This is a genomic window from Marinobacterium lacunae, assembly GCF_000705555.1.
In the GTDB taxonomy this organism is placed as follows: Bacteria; Pseudomonadota; Gammaproteobacteria; order Pseudomonadales; family Balneatricaceae; genus Marinobacterium_D; species Marinobacterium_D lacunae.
The window spans coordinates 24,812-39,332 of record NZ_JMQN01000028.1 but is presented as its reverse complement, the minus strand read 5'-3'; the positions used below and the strand labels follow the sequence as shown (position 1 = coordinate 39,332).

Genomic DNA, 14,521 nt, shown 5'->3' with positions numbered 1-14,521 from the left:
CCGGATAGGTGGGTGAGGGTTTTCAAAGCGCCGCCGGCGATTACAACAGATGAGGGCCATGTCGTGCTTGAAGCTTATCGTAAACATGTAGAAGAACGCGCTGCAGAAGGCGTGCCGCCGAAACCCCTGGATCCGGAACAGACTGCATCACTGGTTGAGCTGCTGAAAAATCCCCCTGCCGGCGAAGAAGAGTTCCTGCTGGAGCTGCTCACCAACCGAGTTCCTGCCGGCGTAGACCAGGCGGCTTATGTTAAGGCCGGTTTCCTGGCCGCCATCGCGAAGGGAGAAGCTTCTTCACCGCTCGTCGACAAGGTAAAGGCCGTTGAGCTGCTGGGCACCATGCTGGGCGGATACAACATTGCGCCACTGGTTGAATCACTGGATGACGAGTCCCTGGCTCCGACTGCCGCCAAGGCGCTGTCTCACACCCTGCTGATGTTCGATGCCTTCCACGACGTGAAGGAGAAGATGGACGCGGGTAATGCCTATGCCAAACAGGTAGTAGAGTCCTGGGCCAACGGTGAATGGTTCACCAGCAAGCCCAAGTTGGAAGACAAGATCACCGTAACCGTATTCAAGGTTCCCGGTGAGACCAATACCGATGACCTGTCTCCGGCTCCGGATGCATGGTCACGTCCGGACATCCCGCTTCACGCAAACGCCATGCTGAAGATGGAACGCGAAGGGATTAATCCGGAACAGCCGGGTGTAAAAGGTCCCCTGGCACAGATCGAAGAAGTGAAAGCCAAAGGCTTCCCGGTCGCCTACGTCGGTGACGTGGTCGGCACAGGCTCTTCCCGCAAGTCCGCCACCAACTCCGTACTGTGGTTCTTCGGTGACGATATTCCGCACGTACCGAACAAGCGTGCTGGCGGCTACTGCTTCGGCGGCAAGATCGCTCCGATCTTCTATAACACCATGGAAGATGCAGGCGCCCTGCCAATCGAGATGCCGGTCGACAAGATGGAGATGGGTGACGTCATTGATGTCTACCCGTACGAAGGCAAAGTGTGCAAGCACGGCACCGACGAAGTGATCAGCACCTTTGAGCTGAAAACTCAGGTACTGCTCGACGAAGTACGCGCCGGCGGCCGTATCCCGCTGATCATCGGTCGCGGCCTGACGGAAAAAGCTCGCGAAGCGCTGGGTCTCGGTCATTCCGATCTGTTCCGCAAGCCCGAGCAGCCGGCTGACACTGGCAAGGGTTACACCCTGGCTCAGAAGATGGTCGGCAAGGCCTGTGGCCTTGAGGGCGTACGTCCCGGCATGTACTGCGAGCCGAAGATGACAACCGTTGGTTCTCAGGACACCACCGGCCCGATGACCCGTGACGAGCTGAAAGACCTGGCGTGCCTGGGCTTCTCAGCCGATCTGGTCATGCAGTCATTCTGCCACACTGCCGCTTATCCGAAACCGGTCGACGTCAATACCCACCACACCCTGCCGGACTTCATCATGAACCGCGGCGGTGTCTCCCTGCGTCCGGGTGACGGCGTTATCCACTCTTGGCTGAACCGTATGCTGCTGCCGGATACTGTAGGTACCGGTGGTGACTCTCATACCCGTTTCCCGCTGGGCATCTCCTTCCCGGCCGGCTCTGGTCTGGTTGCCTTTGCTGCTGCCACCGGCGTTATGCCGCTGGATATGCCGGAATCGGTTCTGGTTCGCTTCAAGGGCAAGCGTAACCCTGGCATCACCCTGCGCGACCTCGTTCATGCCATCCCCTACTACGGCATCAAGCAGGGCTTGCTGACCGTTGAGAAGGCCGGCAAGAAGAACGCGTTCTCTGGCCGCGTCCTTGAGATCGAAGGCCTGGAAGAGCTGACCGTCGAGCAGGCTTTCGAACTGTCTGACGCCTCTGCCGAGCGTTCTGCCGCCGGTTGTACAATCACCCTGTCCGAAGACTCCGTCGCTGAATACCTGCGCTCCAACATTGTCATGCTGAAGTGGATGATCGCTGAAGGCTATGGCGATGTGCGCACCATCGAGCGTCGCATCAAGGGCATGGAAGAGTGGCTGGCCAACCCGAGCCTGATGCGTGCCGACGCCGACGCCGAGTACGCTGAAGTGATCGAGATCGACATGTCCGAGATCAAGGAGCCGATCCTGTGCGCTCCGAACGATCCGGACGACGCTCGCCTGCTGTCTGATGTGGCCGGCAACAAGATCGATGAAGTATTCATCGGTTCCTGCATGACCAACATCGGCCACTTCCGTGCTGCCGGTAAGCTGCTGGAAGCATCCGGTCAATCGATCCCGACCCGTATGTGGATTGCACCGCCAACCAAGATGGACCAGGCTCAGCTGTCTGACGAAGGTTACTACAGCATCTTCGGTAAGGCCGGTGCACGTATGGAAATGCCAGGCTGCTCTTTGTGCATGGGTAACCAGGCACGCGTAGCTGCCAAGTCCACGGTTGTTTCCACCTCAACCCGTAACTTCCCGAACCGTCTCGGTGACGGTGCCAATGTTTTCCTGGCATCTGCCGAACTGGCTGCGGTTGCGGCACTGGAAGGCAAGTTGCCAACCGTTGAGGAGTACATGGCTTACGCGAACAAGATCGACAGCATGGCAGGCGATATCTATCGCTACCTGAACTTCGATCAGATCGAAAACTACGTGTCCAAGGCGTCCAGCGTCATTCCGACCGTAGAGGCCTGATACCGCGCCTGCCTCGGCAGGCGATCGGCATAAAAAAGCCCCGGCATCCCCGGGGCTTTTTCGTTTCTACGCAACCTTCGATGCAACCTTGTTTGCGGGTACAATACCCACTGCAACACCCATCCACACGAGGAGCTCGATATGCGCAGGCCTGAAGCCGACCAGCCACTTACCCCAGATGATGAAACCAATCAAACCAAAAATGGTTTCCTGGCTCTTGTTTCGCGCCTGGTTTTCGATGAAAAGCTGCCTGTCCGCTTCATGTACAAGACTGTCCCGGAACACCTTAACGATACCGGGTGGAGAATGTTTACCGGCTACGAAACTGAAGAGTTTCTCGAAAACGAGCAGATCAACATGACACCAATGCCGGTTGAACGCATGACCCAGCTCGACCCTTCACTCACCGAGTTGGTTACCTACAACGCGGGCACCGTCTGGGAACGTGCGCCGGAGTCCAGCGGCTGGGAAAGAGTCTACGACTTCAAAATACCGGCACCCCGAGTCGAAGTGGAAATCACCAACGATATCGATGCGTTCAAGGGCCCACGCGAAGGCAGTTGATCCGCACTAAAAACGCCCTTGAAATCCCATCACGCAATCCCTATCTAAGTAATCAGGCGCCGGTGCTCAAGTGAGGCTGGCGTCACAGCCAGGCCCCAAGGGGATGGCCATGACTTACATATTGCTTGATGAGGATATGCACATGCGCAATTTCGACCTTTCGCCGCTCTACCGTTCCGCCATCGGCTTTGATCGTCTGGCTTCGATGCTTGATGCTGCAAATCGAAGCAACGAGCAGCAACCGAGTTACCCGCCCTACAACATCGAATTACGGGGCGAAAACGAGTACCGCATCACCATGGCCGTTGCCGGTTTCAACAACAGCGAAATCGATATCCAGACTGAAAATGGCAACCTGACGATTACCGGTCGCAAAGAGGCTGACGAACAGGAACACCAGTACCTTTACCAGGGTATAGCGGCGCGAAACTTCGAGCGCCGTTTCCAGCTCGCCGATCACGTCCGAGTTGTCAAGGCATCGATGGAACACGGCCTACTGCACGTCGACCTTATTCGCGAAATTCCAGAAGCGATGAAGAGCCGAAGAATCGAGATCGAAAACTGATCAGATTTAATAACGGCTGCCTTCGGGCAGCCGTTATTGTTTAGGCAGCAAAAAACCTTTGACACGCAGCGTTTCGTAGCGGAACCAGCGCAACCCATCAGACCAAAAATTCGGCGCCATTCCTGCCTTTCGCTTTAGCGCCGCGACAAACGCCTCAGGTGAGTCCAGCTGCTCCCACACAGAGGGCAGAAACGTTGCCCTATAACCCTCTCCCTCGACTATCACGCCGTCAATACCCGGCCTAAGTTCGGCCATCAACTCCTGCTCAGTTAAAACCTTCATCTCTCGCGAGGGCGTCAGCACCGACACCTCTAGCTCAAGCCGATCCAGCTCCTCCTTTCGGACTGGAGGGAAGCGTGGATCTGAAAAAGCGGCATGTCGCGCATTTTCGATTAGATCAAGCCCGAGCGAACGTCTAGGCTCAAGGCTGCCGATACAGCCTCTTAACTCACCACCCTTGGTCAATGTCACGAAACAAGCCCCGGGCGATTCCAGCAACGCAGGCACAGACGGAGGCTCAACCAGACCAAACGCACTGAGCAGACTGCGACTGGCCAGCTCCAGCATCTGCTGAAGATCTGGCTCAGTAAAGGACGTAACTGCCATAACCTACCACCTGGTCACGCCCACCAGCCGTGTCACCGGAGTTCCGAAGATCCAGCCGGTCTATCTGTAGCCCTTTGCGTTCAGCCGCGAGCATCAGCCCATTCAATGCGTAAGCACCACACGCCTGTTCTGGTCGTATCTCATGGTGAAACGCCAATAGCTCGGCGTCAGTCTCGCCATCGATCCGTTTCGCATCGGCATAGCCGTGATAATGACTGAGGTCGCTACTGACCACGACCAGCATATCCGGCTGTTGCCACGCCCATTCAATCAGATCTGCCACGCGTTCTGCGCCCACCTGCCCGACGACGAGCGGCAACACTCTGGCACCGGGCAACAACTCCCGTAGAAACGGCAGCTGAACTTCCAGGCAATGCTCGTTCTCGTGTACATCCGGGCGAATCTGAATATCAAAGCGCCTCTCTAATGTTAAAAGTGCTTGTGTATCGACCGAAACAGACCCCACCGGCGTATCAAACATTTCAACATCAGGCGCGGCTATCCCGCGTAGCGGAACACGATGATTAGGCCCCAGCATCAATACTGTCCGCCATTGTCGACCGCCGCTTCCGGCACTTCTAATCAAGTTGTATGCGCGAGCGGCAACAGGCCCCGAGTAGATCAATCCAGCATGAGGAACAACCAAAGCGCGCACTCTCCCTGCGGGCCTCTCTTCAACAGGGTTATCCGTCAACAGCTGCAAAACCATTCTGCGCAGTGAGTCAGCCTGCCCTGGGTAAAACAGGCCCGCGACAGCCGCAGGACGAATGTGGTTCATAAGAGGATCCTCTTGAGTTACTGACCTAAAATTATAGTCAGCCAGCATCCACACGGAGCGAGCATGAACAAACTTCCATCCGATAACGATAGCGTTCCCACCCACTGGTGGCACCGCATATCCGAATCAAAAATTCAATGTGACCTCTGCCCCCGTTTTTGTCACCTAAGCGAAGGGCAGCGGGGGCTCTGCTTCGTGCGCGGCGTAGAGGATGGGGCAGTCAGGCTGTTCAGCTATGGGCGCTCGAGCGGCTTTTGTATTGACCCCATCGAGAAGAAGCCTTTGAACCATTTTTTCCCGGGAACGCCCGTGCTGTCGTTCGGTACAGCCGGCTGCAATTTGGCATGCCGATTTTGCCAGAACTGGGATATGAGCAAATCGCGCGAAATGGACACGCTCACACAGCAGGCCACGCCAGAGATGATCGCCCACTCGGCTCAACAACATCGCTGCCGCAGCATAGCCTTCACATATAACGACCCGGTTATTTTCCATGAGTATGCAATCGACTGCGCAATCGCCGCGCGGGAGCTCGGTATTAATAGCGTTGCCGTATCGGCCGGCTACGTATGCCCAGGACCAAGGAAGGAGTTTTACAAGTATATGGACGCCGCCAATATAGACCTGAAGGCGTTCACTGAACACTTCTACCACAGGATATGCGGCGGTCATCTCGCACCTGTTTTGGACACTCTGGAGTACCTGCGAAACGAAACCGATGTCTGGCTAGAGCTCACTACGCTACTCATACCAGGCGAGAACGACTCGGATAATGAGATCGCAAATCTATCGAGATGGATTCACGAACACCTTGGCCCTGAGACACCACTTCACTTCAGCGCGTTTCACCCCGACTGGAAGATGCTCGACAAGCCTCCAACACCGGCCAGAACGCTGAGTCGTGCACGAAAAATAGCCTTGGCTGCGGGATTACACTATGTATACACAGGTAACGTTCACGACCCGGAAGGTGGCTCAACCTGGTGCCCCAACTGCGGCACTCTGCTGATTGAGCGAGACTGGTATCGACTAGGCACCTGGGGGCTCGATGCCAAGGGCCGATGTCAAAACTGCAGCGCCCCGATACCCGGGCGATTTGAAAGCCACCCAGGCGACTGGGGTGCCCGGCGGGAGCCTATTACGCTATCCGTGCCTCGAAACGCTCCTTGAACAGACTCGACTCCCCATATACCGCGACATGGCGCTTGTGCGCTTCGGCAAGAAGCGTCAGTAGACGCTCGGGATCGCGCTCAGTTCTAAGCGAGACAAACAAATTCCTGGCCTGAGGGAAATGCCAGCCCAGCATCTGCACCCATTGTTTAAGTCGCCCATGCACATGACGTACAGATAGATTTTCCATCACCTGACGATGAAAACGCTCCAAAAGCACAAGTGCCGCCCCCCAGGCATCGTCCATAGATAACGGCTGCCCTTTAATGGCAAGCGCCAGGAACGGATTCGCGACAAGCCCGCGCCCGATCATAATGTCATCACAACCACTGATTACACGGCAACGCTCGAAGTCCCCGGGCGTCCAAACTTCACCGTTGGCAACAACAGGAACTGAAACCGCCTCCCGAATTCTCGCAATCCACTCCCAATGCGCCGGCGGCTTATAGCCCTCCTCCTTCGTGCGCGCATGCACAGCGAGCGATTGCGCACCGGCCGATTCAATCGCGTGCGCATTCTCCAACGCACGCGACTTATCTCTATACCCCAACCTCATCTTGGCGCTTACCGGGATCTCACTCGGGACTGAACGCCTGACGGCCGCAACAATATCGCCGACCAATTCCGGCTCATCCAGCAGGATGGCGCCGCCACGGCTTTTGTTGACCGTTTTCGCCGGACAGCCAAAGTTAAGATCTATTCCAGGCGCGCCCAACTCCACCGCCCGCGCTGCATTCTCGGCCACAACCTGAGGATCACTGCCGAGCAACTGCAAGAGAACAACCGTACCCGCCTGCGTAATACCCTGCTGCCCCAACTCGGGCGCCAAGCGACGGAATACGGCGGGAGGCAGCAGCCTGTCCGATACCCGAATGAACTCAGTCACGCACTGATCGATACCACCGACTGCGGTTAAAAGTTCGCGCATCGTATAGTCGACGACGCCCTCCATAGGGGCCAAAATGATTCGCATGGACTTTACCCTGACACAAACGGTACTAGGCTGGATGTATGGAAGAGAATAAGCCAGCCAACAGGCTATTTATCGCTATCGACCTGAGCGAAGCGATTCAGACACTCGTTGCACGCCGCCTACCGGAATTACGCGATATACGGTGGGTCGCCCCAGAGCGCCTGCATCTTACACTCGCGTTTATCGGTGAACTGAAGGAAGAGCAGATGCAACCTCTCGATACGGCACTCAGTGACATAGCATTTCAGCCGTTCGAACTTGAGCTGAATCGTGTAGGCACCTTCAGTCATGGTACTCTTTGGATCGGGTGCGAGCCCTGTGATCCACTCGTAGAACTGCGCAGCAAGATTCGAGAGGCACTGAAACTACTGAACATCACCCTCGACCCCAGACCCTATCAGCCACACATAACACTGGCCTACAACAAAGAACCGTTAGCCGAACACACGATCGCCCAGCTCGACGCTGAACTACTGCCAGAGCCAATCGAGATGGTCGTCGACCAATTTGCCCTCAAAAACAGCATCCTCAATAACGGAAATGCCCCGATCCATCAGGTCATCCGACTCTACAACGCTGCCAATTAGAAGCACACCACGCTAATACATAGCGGGATGCGTCAAATCACTTTCCGCATCTCCGCCACATAAGCATGGATCGACCCATTTACTCGATGCGACTCAGCAGATCAGCCGACTCGTTATCGTCAACCTGGGCATCATCGCCAGCCGCCTTGGCACCATCGTTTCGACGCTCTTCAAGACGACGCAGGTAACTCGGCGACACTGTACCGGTCACATAGAGACCATCAAACACACAGGTATCGAACTCGGTAATTGCGGGATTGTAGGTACTAACGGACGCTTTCAGATCATCCAGGTCCTGATACAGCATCCAGTCGCAACCGATGTATTTGCCGATCTCCTCCGCAGTACGGCCGTGTGCAACCAACTCACTGGCAGCGGGCATATCGATACCGTAAACGTTGGGGTAGCGCACTTCCGGCGCCGCCGAGGCAAAATAGACCTTACGTGCACCCGCTTCACGTGCCATCTGGACAATCTGCTTCGAGGTGGTGCCACGCACAATGGAGTCATCCACCAGCATGACCACCTTATCTTTGAACTCCGCCTGTATCGGGTTCAATTTCTGGCGCACCGATTTCTTTCGCTGAGTCTGGCCGGGCATGATAAATGTGCGACCGATGTAGCGGTTCTTGATGAAGCCCTCACGGAACTTGACGCCGAGGCTGTTGGCCATTTCAAGCGCAGCCGTGCGACTGGTATCCGGAATCGGAATAATCACGTCGATATCGTGTTCCGGCATTACACGCTTAACCTTCTCGGCCAACTTTACCCCCATCTCCATACGCGCCTGATGAACGGAGATTCCATCGATAATCGAATCCGGGCGTGCGAGGTAGACGTACTCGAAGAGACAGGGAGCCAACTTGGTGTCGTGAGCACACTGCTGGGTGAATACCTGACCGTGAGTATCGATAAAGATCGCTTCGCCTGGTTCGATATCCCGCTCTAAAACAAAGCCAGAGGTATCCAGGGCGACGCTTTCCGAAGCAACCATGTATTCGACACCAACACTTGTTTCACGCTTGCCGTAAACCAAGGGGCGAATACCACAGGGGTCACGGAACGCGACAATGCCGTATCCGGTGATTATTGCAACGACAGCATAGCCACCCTGGCAACGCTCGTGAACGCGTTTTACCGCCTTGAAGATATCTTCAGCAGAAGGGCGAAGCTTACCAAGAGCCTGAAGCTCATGTGCAAAAATATTGAGCAGCACCTCGGAGTCCGAAGTGGTGTTGATATGGCGCAGGTCAGAGCGAAAGATCTCATCCGCCAACTGTTCGGTGTTAGTCAGGTTACCGTTGTGTGCCAGCGCGATACCATAAGGTGAGTTGACATAAAACGGCTGCGCTTCTGCGGAGCTTGAGCTTCCAGCCGTCGGGTAGCGCACGTGCCCGATCCCCATATTGCCTTCCAGGCGTTTCATGTGCCGGGTACGAAACACCTCGTTGACCAGCCCATTATCCTTGCGCAGAAAAAAACGGTTACCTTCACAGGTCACCATACCGGCCGCATCCTGGCCACGGTGCTGCAGCACTGTCAACGCATCGAAGATGGTCTGATTAACATAGGATTTGGCAACAATGCCGACGATACCGCACATTCAGTTCACCTCAGAAGGAACATAAGTAGGTGTAGTTTGAGAGGAAGGATCAGCGCCCGACATTCCATATCATCTGACCAACATCAGATGCCACGGCACGGGTCCACCCCTCCATCAACACAAAATGAGGAATCAGGCTGGACTCCAGCCACCATGAATCCTGGACTGCCGGTGTCATACCCAGCAAAGCGACAATGACCACGACGACCAGCGCTCCGCGGACAGCACCGAACCCTATACCCAGTACACGGTCCGTAGCACTGAGTCCAGAAGCCGATACCAGTGCACTGATCAACAAACCGACCAGTGCACCAACAATAAGCGTAATGATAAAAAGGATAGCAAAGGCGGCCAGCATACGAAGAGAGGGTGTTGCAATGTAGTCCTGCAACACGACCGCCAAAGAGGTAGCAAAAAGCCGAGCGACAATGAATGCAACAACCCACGACACAAGCGAGACCGCTTCACGCATGAAGCCACGCCGCAAACTCAGCAAGCTTGATATCGCAACAATCGCGAGTATGACCCAGTCAGCCCAGTTCATTGTTTAACACCCCAGAAAACAGCGCGCATTCTAACAGAGCAAGCCATTGAACCCAACGACCGATCACTGTGTTGTAAAGCGCACGACGATACCGTCCAGGGCATACTCCTGTTTCAGCTGCGCCTGAAGCTTCTCAAGCCGGGAGCGCTGGAGCTCTGGACCCACAAACACCTTAACCAAACCCGCCATGTGCCGGATATACACTTTGTACCCGCCCTTGAGCAACTCAGAACGCAGTGCTCGGGCGTTGGATTCATCACGAAAGCTTGCTAGCTGGAGCGTCCAGGCGACAGGCACGCCCTCCTGATCAAGCCCCGGAGTGGCTTCCGTCGGATCAATGCTCGGCTCAACCGTCTCGATGGCTTGCTGCACGGGCTCAATTGGCACGCTCACAACCGGCGGCTCAGCGGGTAACGCCGGTTGCGCCGTACTTGGGAGTTCTTCCATGACTGGCTCGACTTCAACGAGCTCTGCAGGCTGCGGCGCAGGTGGTATACGATTGTCCAGATGTCGCTCTCGGTAGCCAGCCCCATCAAGCACCAGCGGTAATACGGCGGCACCTATAATCGCAATAGCACACAGCCCCAGGATCCGCTTTTTCCGTTCTCTGTTCATCGCCCCGATGTCCGTATATGTATATGCTATCGGCCTGATTGATCCAGCTCAGCCAAGACCTCGCTGACGGTCACAAACGAGCCGGCCACCACCAATCTGTCGTTCGGCCCCATCTCAGCCCGAGCAGCTTTCAGGGCCGCTGATACCGCCCCATACTCATCGGCTACCTCGCCTTTCAAGGTTCTGATCGAGTTGGCCAGCCGCTTGGCGCTGGCACCTCGCGCGCCGCCGAGGCTCGCCGGATACCACCTGTCCACAGCCCGACTGAGTTGTTCTATCACCGCTTCTATATCTTTGTCCGCGAGCATCCCAACAACCATCAACGTACGACCGGCTACAGAATTTTGCGACAGCCAATTCGCCATGTAGCTTGCCGCTTCCGGATTATGCGCCACATCCAAAATGCAGCCACCTTCCGGCAGCGCAAGCCGCTGCATACGTCCGGTCATTCTGGCCGTTTCGAGCCCTTTACAAATCTGTGACCGATCAATTCCGAGTTCAAGTAACTCGATCACCTGTACGACGGTAGCTGCGTTCACGAGCGGCAGCGTGGGCTTGCTCAACGACGCATATGACACTGGCGTCTGGTCCATGTTCCGCCCTGTCCAGCCCCAACTGCCACCTTCATCGTTAAGCTGATAGTCACGACCTCGGACCCACAAGGGCGCACCTATGTCCTCGCAAAGCTCAATTACGCTCAAAGGTGGTTCAGCATCGCCACAGACTACTGGCTTGCCAGAGCGCGCTATGCCCGCCTTCTCCCGACCTATCTGCTCACGGTCATTGCCCAACCAATCCGTATGATCCAATGCGACACTGGTGATGACAGCAATATCGCAATCAACGATATTGACAGCATCCAACCGTCCCCCGAGCCCTATTTCAAGCAACAATACATCGGGCTTCGCATCGGCAAAGCAGAGCAACGCAGCGAGCGTGCCGTACTCGAAATAGGTCAGTTCAATCTCACCACGAGCCTGTTCGATCTTCTCGAACTGCTCACACAGAACGCTGTCCTGTACTTCCTCACCGTTTATACAGACACGCTCGTTATAGCGGAGAAAATGAGGAGAGGTATAAACGCCCGTTGTATAGCCTCCCACCCTGAGCACAAAATCCAGCATCGTGACCGTCGAGCCTTTGCCGTTGGTACCACCAATCAACACTTTGCGACTGGTGCTCAGATCGATACCCAACCTGTCGGCCACACACTTTATGCGTTCAAGACCAAGTTCAATTTCAGCGGGGTGACAGGCTTCAATGCGGGCTAGCCACGCATCGAGAGTAGAAGGGAGGTGTGTTTGCATCGTTACTCCGAAACGGAAACGACCGCCAAACGGCGGTCGCGACGGATCAAAACCAATCAGGCTGCAGGCAGATGAAGCAACTTGCGCAGAATCGAGGCCAAACGTGAGCGCATCTCGCGACGTTCGATGATCATATCGACCTGGCCATGCTCAAGCAGGAATTCACTGCGCTGGAAGCCTTCGGGCAACTTCTCCCGCACTGTCTGCTCAATTACACGCGGACCTGCGAAACCAACAAGCGCGCGAGGCTCAGCAACATTCAAGTCACCCAACATTGCCAGGCTTGCCGATACCCCGCCATAAACAGGATCGGTCAAAACGGAGATAAACGGCACGCCCGCCTTGCGCATGCGCTCGAGCGCTGCACTGGTTTTCGCCATCTGCATCAAGGAGATCAGCGCCTCCTGCATACGCGCACCGCCAGAAGCGGAAAAGCAGATCAGCGGCATGCGCTCTTCAAGGGCCAGTGTCGCCGCGCGAACGAAACGCTCTCCGACCACAGCCCCCATAGAGCCGCCCATGAACCTGAATTCAAACGCAACCGCCGCAACAGGGATGCCCTCAAGCTCGCCGCGCATCGCTATCAGCGCATCTTTTTCGCCGGTATCACGCTGAGCGGCTACCAATCGATCCTTGTATTTTTTGGAGTCACGAAACTTCAGTCGATCAACCGGCTCGACATCGGCCGCGATCTCAACAGCCGATCCCTCGTCAAGAAAAAGCTCAAGACGACGGCGTGCGGCCAAACGCATATGATGATCGCACTTGGGACAGACATTGAGGTTTTTTTCCAGCTCAGGGCGATACAGCACCGCTTCACACTTGGGGCACTTGTCCCAAAGACCCTCAGGAATGCTGCGTTTCTTCTCGCTGCGTACGAGGGACGGAACGATCTTTTCAAGCCAGTTGCTCATCTCTATCCTTTCCTGATTTTTCTCTGATCACTGTCTGAGGCTCGGGGGTCCCGACGCTGCAAACACTGGTTAGAATCTTATCAAACACCGCTGACCGACGACGCCCTATCGACGCTGATCGGCACATTTAACCTGATCTATAAACGCTGCAATTTTGTTGCCGCTTTTGACACCGGGGCGATCCTCCACCCCTCCACTGACATCAACGGCGAAAGGCCTGACACGGCGCACCGCGTCAGCCACGTTATCCTGATTCAGCCCCCCGGCCAAAATAATCCTGGGTGCCAGCTCGAGTGGAATTCTCTCCCAATCGAAGGTATCGCCGGTACCGCCGGGCACTCCGGGCCTGTAAGCATCGAGTAATATACCCCTGCCCGCCTTGTAACCCTCTGCCTGCTTTATGACATCCAGATCCGGCTTCATGCGCAGCGCCTTGATCCAAGGCCGCGCAAACCCGGCACAGAAATCCGGAGGCTCATTGCCGTGAAACTGAAGCAGATCAACCTGCACCTGAGTAATGACACGCTCGACAAGCGCAGGTTCAGGATCGACAAAAAGCGCAGTCGTCGTCACGAACGGCGGCAATTCGCTCACAATCCGCGCTGCGTCCTCAACACTGATCGACCGCGGGCTTCGGTCGTAAAAGACGAAACCCAGAGCGTTTGCTCCCGCTTCAATCGCACACAAGGCATCTTCCAGCCGCGTTATGCCGCAGATCTTAACCCGCGTCACCAGTCTCTCCCACTCTAGCTTCAAGGGACGAATTCTATCAGAGCCTTCCCTGTGCGTCAGGACAGGCGTCGGATAAAAAATAGGGACCCAGGGTGGACGCTGGTATATCAAATACCTCCGGATACTTCACATCGACGAAGTAAAGCCCCCAAGGCGGTGCTGTCACCCCACCCTCTCGACGATCACGGGCATCCAATACCTGTTTCGCCCAAATCGGTTCCGCATCGCCACACCCGATCTTCATCAGCACGCCAGCGATATTACGCACCATGTGATGCAGAAATGCGTTTGCGCAGATATCGATTACAATCAGCTCTCCACTCCGATAAACCTCCAGAGCCTTTACTTCACGCACCGGACTATGGGCCTGACACGCCACTGCCCTGTAGGAGGTGAAATCGTGCTCACCCACAAGATGGCGCGCACCTTCCAACATTCTGGCAACATCGAGTTTCTTATAGGTCCAGGTCACACCACGAGCCAGCAGAGCCGGCTTAACGGGCGCGCTGTAGATCAGGTAACGATATCGCCTTTGTTGCGCAGAAAAGCGTGCATGAAATTCCTGATCAACGGGTCGAACCCACAGAATGGCAATATCATCAGGCAGATAGGTATTAGCCCCCATCACCCAGGCACGCACCGGGCGTTCAACATGGGCGTCAAAATGGATGACCTGATAACTCGCGCTCACTCCGGCATCAGTGCGGCCAGCGCACACAACACTCAATGGATGGTTCGCAACGCGCGATAGCGCCCGCTCCACTTCCAGTTGAACGCACCTGACGTTCTCACCGCTTTGTGCCTGCCAGCCGTTATAGTGTGAGCCGGCATACTCGACGGCTGCTGCGTAACGAAAGAGGGCGACTTCCGTCGCCCCCTGGTTGTGTTCCTGTGTACTCATC

At 55.8% G+C, this 14,521-nt stretch carries 15 protein-coding genes; 5 read left to right on the top strand and 10 right to left on the bottom strand.

Features of this window, described 5'->3' with window-relative positions:
- Positions 1-63: 63 nt before the first annotated feature.
- From acnB to ADIMK_RS09890, 3 genes are all read left to right on the top strand, one after another.
- Positions 64-2,661 carry a bifunctional aconitate hydratase 2/2-methylisocitrate dehydratase gene (gene acnB, locus ADIMK_RS09900; RefSeq protein ID WP_036187297.1) on the top strand — a complete coding sequence of 866 codons (2,598 nt, stop codon included), beginning with the start codon at positions 64-66 and terminating at the stop codon, positions 2,659-2,661.
- A 141-nt stretch (positions 2,662-2,802) separates the two neighbouring features.
- On the top strand, positions 2,803-3,225 hold the full coding sequence (locus tag ADIMK_RS09895) for an immunity protein Imm33 domain-containing protein (protein WP_036187106.1): 423 nt from the start codon (positions 2,803-2,805) through the stop codon (positions 3,223-3,225).
- Positions 3,226-3,367: 142 nt separating this feature from the next.
- Complete coding sequence (locus ADIMK_RS09890; protein WP_036187294.1) at positions 3,368-3,790, top strand: Hsp20 family protein; 423 nt, start codon at positions 3,368-3,370, stop codon at positions 3,788-3,790.
- Positions 3,791-3,823: 33 nt separating this feature from the next.
- Here the strand turns inward: ADIMK_RS09890 and amrA are convergent, their stop codons facing one another.
- Both amrA and amrB read right to left on the bottom strand, forming a co-directional pair.
- Positions 3,824-4,396 (bottom strand): AmmeMemoRadiSam system protein A, encoded by a 573-nt coding sequence (gene amrA / locus ADIMK_RS09885; RefSeq protein ID WP_036187103.1) that lies wholly within the window; start codon positions 4,394-4,396, stop codon positions 3,824-3,826.
- Positions 4,374-5,174: an AmmeMemoRadiSam system protein B gene (gene amrB, locus ADIMK_RS09880; protein WP_036187100.1), complete on the bottom strand. Its 801-nt coding sequence runs from the start codon at positions 5,172-5,174 to the stop codon at positions 4,374-4,376. The genes amrA and amrB overlap by 23 nt, the downstream gene beginning before the upstream one ends.
- A gap of 63 nt (positions 5,175-5,237) precedes the next feature.
- Here amrB and amrS point away from each other — a divergent pair, with 63 nt between their 5' ends.
- A complete protein-coding gene (gene amrS / locus ADIMK_RS09875; RefSeq protein ID WP_036187097.1) occupies positions 5,238-6,344 on the top strand; it encodes an AmmeMemoRadiSam system radical SAM enzyme in 1,107 nt (368 codons plus the stop codon).
- On the opposite strand, the gene ADIMK_RS09870 is transcribed toward amrS, so the two are convergent.
- Positions 6,313-7,317: a tRNA dihydrouridine synthase gene (locus tag ADIMK_RS09870; RefSeq protein WP_081849741.1), complete on the bottom strand. Its 1,005-nt coding sequence runs from the start codon at positions 7,315-7,317 to the stop codon at positions 6,313-6,315. The two genes, amrS and ADIMK_RS09870, sit on opposite strands and share 32 nt — an antisense overlap.
- A 38-nt stretch (positions 7,318-7,355) precedes the next feature.
- On the opposite strand from ADIMK_RS09870, the gene thpR reads away from it, so the two are divergent.
- Positions 7,356-7,904: an RNA 2',3'-cyclic phosphodiesterase gene (gene thpR, locus ADIMK_RS09865; protein ID WP_051692826.1), complete on the top strand. Its 549-nt coding sequence runs from the start codon at positions 7,356-7,358 to the stop codon at positions 7,902-7,904.
- A gap of 79 nt (positions 7,905-7,983) precedes the next feature.
- Here the strand turns inward: thpR and purF are convergent, their stop codons facing one another.
- The 7 genes from purF to truA all read right to left on the bottom strand — a co-directional run bounded on the left by purF (position 7,984) and on the right by truA (position 14,520).
- Positions 7,984-9,507 (bottom strand): amidophosphoribosyltransferase, encoded by a 1,524-nt coding sequence (gene purF, locus ADIMK_RS09860; protein ID WP_036187094.1) that lies wholly within the window; start codon positions 9,505-9,507, stop codon positions 7,984-7,986.
- 49 nt (positions 9,508-9,556) lie between these two features.
- Complete coding sequence (locus ADIMK_RS09855; protein ID WP_036187091.1) at positions 9,557-10,051, bottom strand: CvpA family protein; 495 nt, start codon at positions 10,049-10,051, stop codon at positions 9,557-9,559.
- 63 nt (positions 10,052-10,114) lie between these two features.
- Positions 10,115-10,666 carry an SPOR domain-containing protein gene (locus ADIMK_RS09850; RefSeq protein ID WP_036187089.1) on the bottom strand — a complete coding sequence of 184 codons (552 nt, stop codon included), beginning with the start codon at positions 10,664-10,666 and terminating at the stop codon, positions 10,115-10,117.
- Positions 10,667-10,692: 26 nt separating this feature from the next.
- A complete protein-coding gene (gene folC, locus ADIMK_RS09845; protein ID WP_036187086.1) occupies positions 10,693-11,973 on the bottom strand; it encodes a bifunctional tetrahydrofolate synthase/dihydrofolate synthase in 1,281 nt (426 codons plus the stop codon).
- A 56-nt stretch (positions 11,974-12,029) separates the two neighbouring features.
- Positions 12,030-12,887 (bottom strand): acetyl-CoA carboxylase, carboxyltransferase subunit beta, encoded by an 858-nt coding sequence (gene accD / locus ADIMK_RS09840; protein ID WP_036187083.1) that lies wholly within the window; start codon positions 12,885-12,887, stop codon positions 12,030-12,032.
- 105 nt (positions 12,888-12,992) lie between these two features.
- Positions 12,993-13,619, bottom strand: coding sequence for a phosphoribosylanthranilate isomerase (locus ADIMK_RS09835; RefSeq protein WP_368085831.1), 627 nt, complete (start codon positions 13,617-13,619; stop codon positions 12,993-12,995).
- Between the two features lie 37 nt (positions 13,620-13,656).
- The gene (truA, locus tag ADIMK_RS09830; protein WP_036187081.1) at positions 13,657-14,520 is read right to left on the bottom strand and encodes a tRNA pseudouridine(38-40) synthase TruA; all 864 of its coding nucleotides are present in this window, start codon (positions 14,518-14,520) and stop codon (positions 13,657-13,659) included.
- Position 14,521: the final 1 nt, after the last annotated feature.

Coding starts and splice junctions, on each gene's coding strand:
- ADIMK_RS09895 (WP_036187106.1), top strand. CDS start 2,803: ATGCGCAGGCCTGAAGCCGACCAGCCACTTACCCCAGATGATGAAACC.
- ADIMK_RS09890 (WP_036187294.1), top strand. CDS start 3,368: ATGCGCAATTTCGACCTTTCGCCGCTCTACCGTTCCGCCATCGGCTTT.
- amrA (WP_036187103.1), bottom strand. CDS start 4,396: ATGGCAGTTACGTCCTTTACTGAGCCAGATCTTCAGCAGATGCTGGAG.
- amrB (WP_036187100.1), bottom strand. CDS start 5,174: ATGAACCACATTCGTCCTGCGGCTGTCGCGGGCCTGTTTTACCCAGGG.
- amrS (WP_036187097.1), top strand. CDS start 5,238: ATGAACAAACTTCCATCCGATAACGATAGCGTTCCCACCCACTGGTGG.
- ADIMK_RS09870 (WP_081849741.1), bottom strand. CDS start 7,317: ATGCGAATCATTTTGGCCCCTATGGAGGGCGTCGTCGACTATACGATG.
- thpR (WP_051692826.1), top strand. CDS start 7,356: ATGGAAGAGAATAAGCCAGCCAACAGGCTATTTATCGCTATCGACCTG.
- purF (WP_036187094.1), bottom strand. CDS start 9,507: ATGTGCGGTATCGTCGGCATTGTTGCCAAATCCTATGTTAATCAGACC.
- ADIMK_RS09855 (WP_036187091.1), bottom strand. CDS start 10,051: ATGAACTGGGCTGACTGGGTCATACTCGCGATTGTTGCGATATCAAGC.
- ADIMK_RS09850 (WP_036187089.1), bottom strand. CDS start 10,666: ATGAACAGAGAACGGAAAAAGCGGATCCTGGGGCTGTGTGCTATTGCG.
- folC (WP_036187086.1), bottom strand. CDS start 11,973: ATGCAAACACACCTCCCTTCTACTCTCGATGCGTGGCTAGCCCGCATT.
- accD (WP_036187083.1), bottom strand. CDS start 12,887: ATGAGCAACTGGCTTGAAAAGATCGTTCCGTCCCTCGTACGCAGCGAG.
- truA (WP_036187081.1), bottom strand. CDS start 14,520: ATGAGTACACAGGAACACAACCAGGGGGCGACGGAAGTCGCCCTCTTT.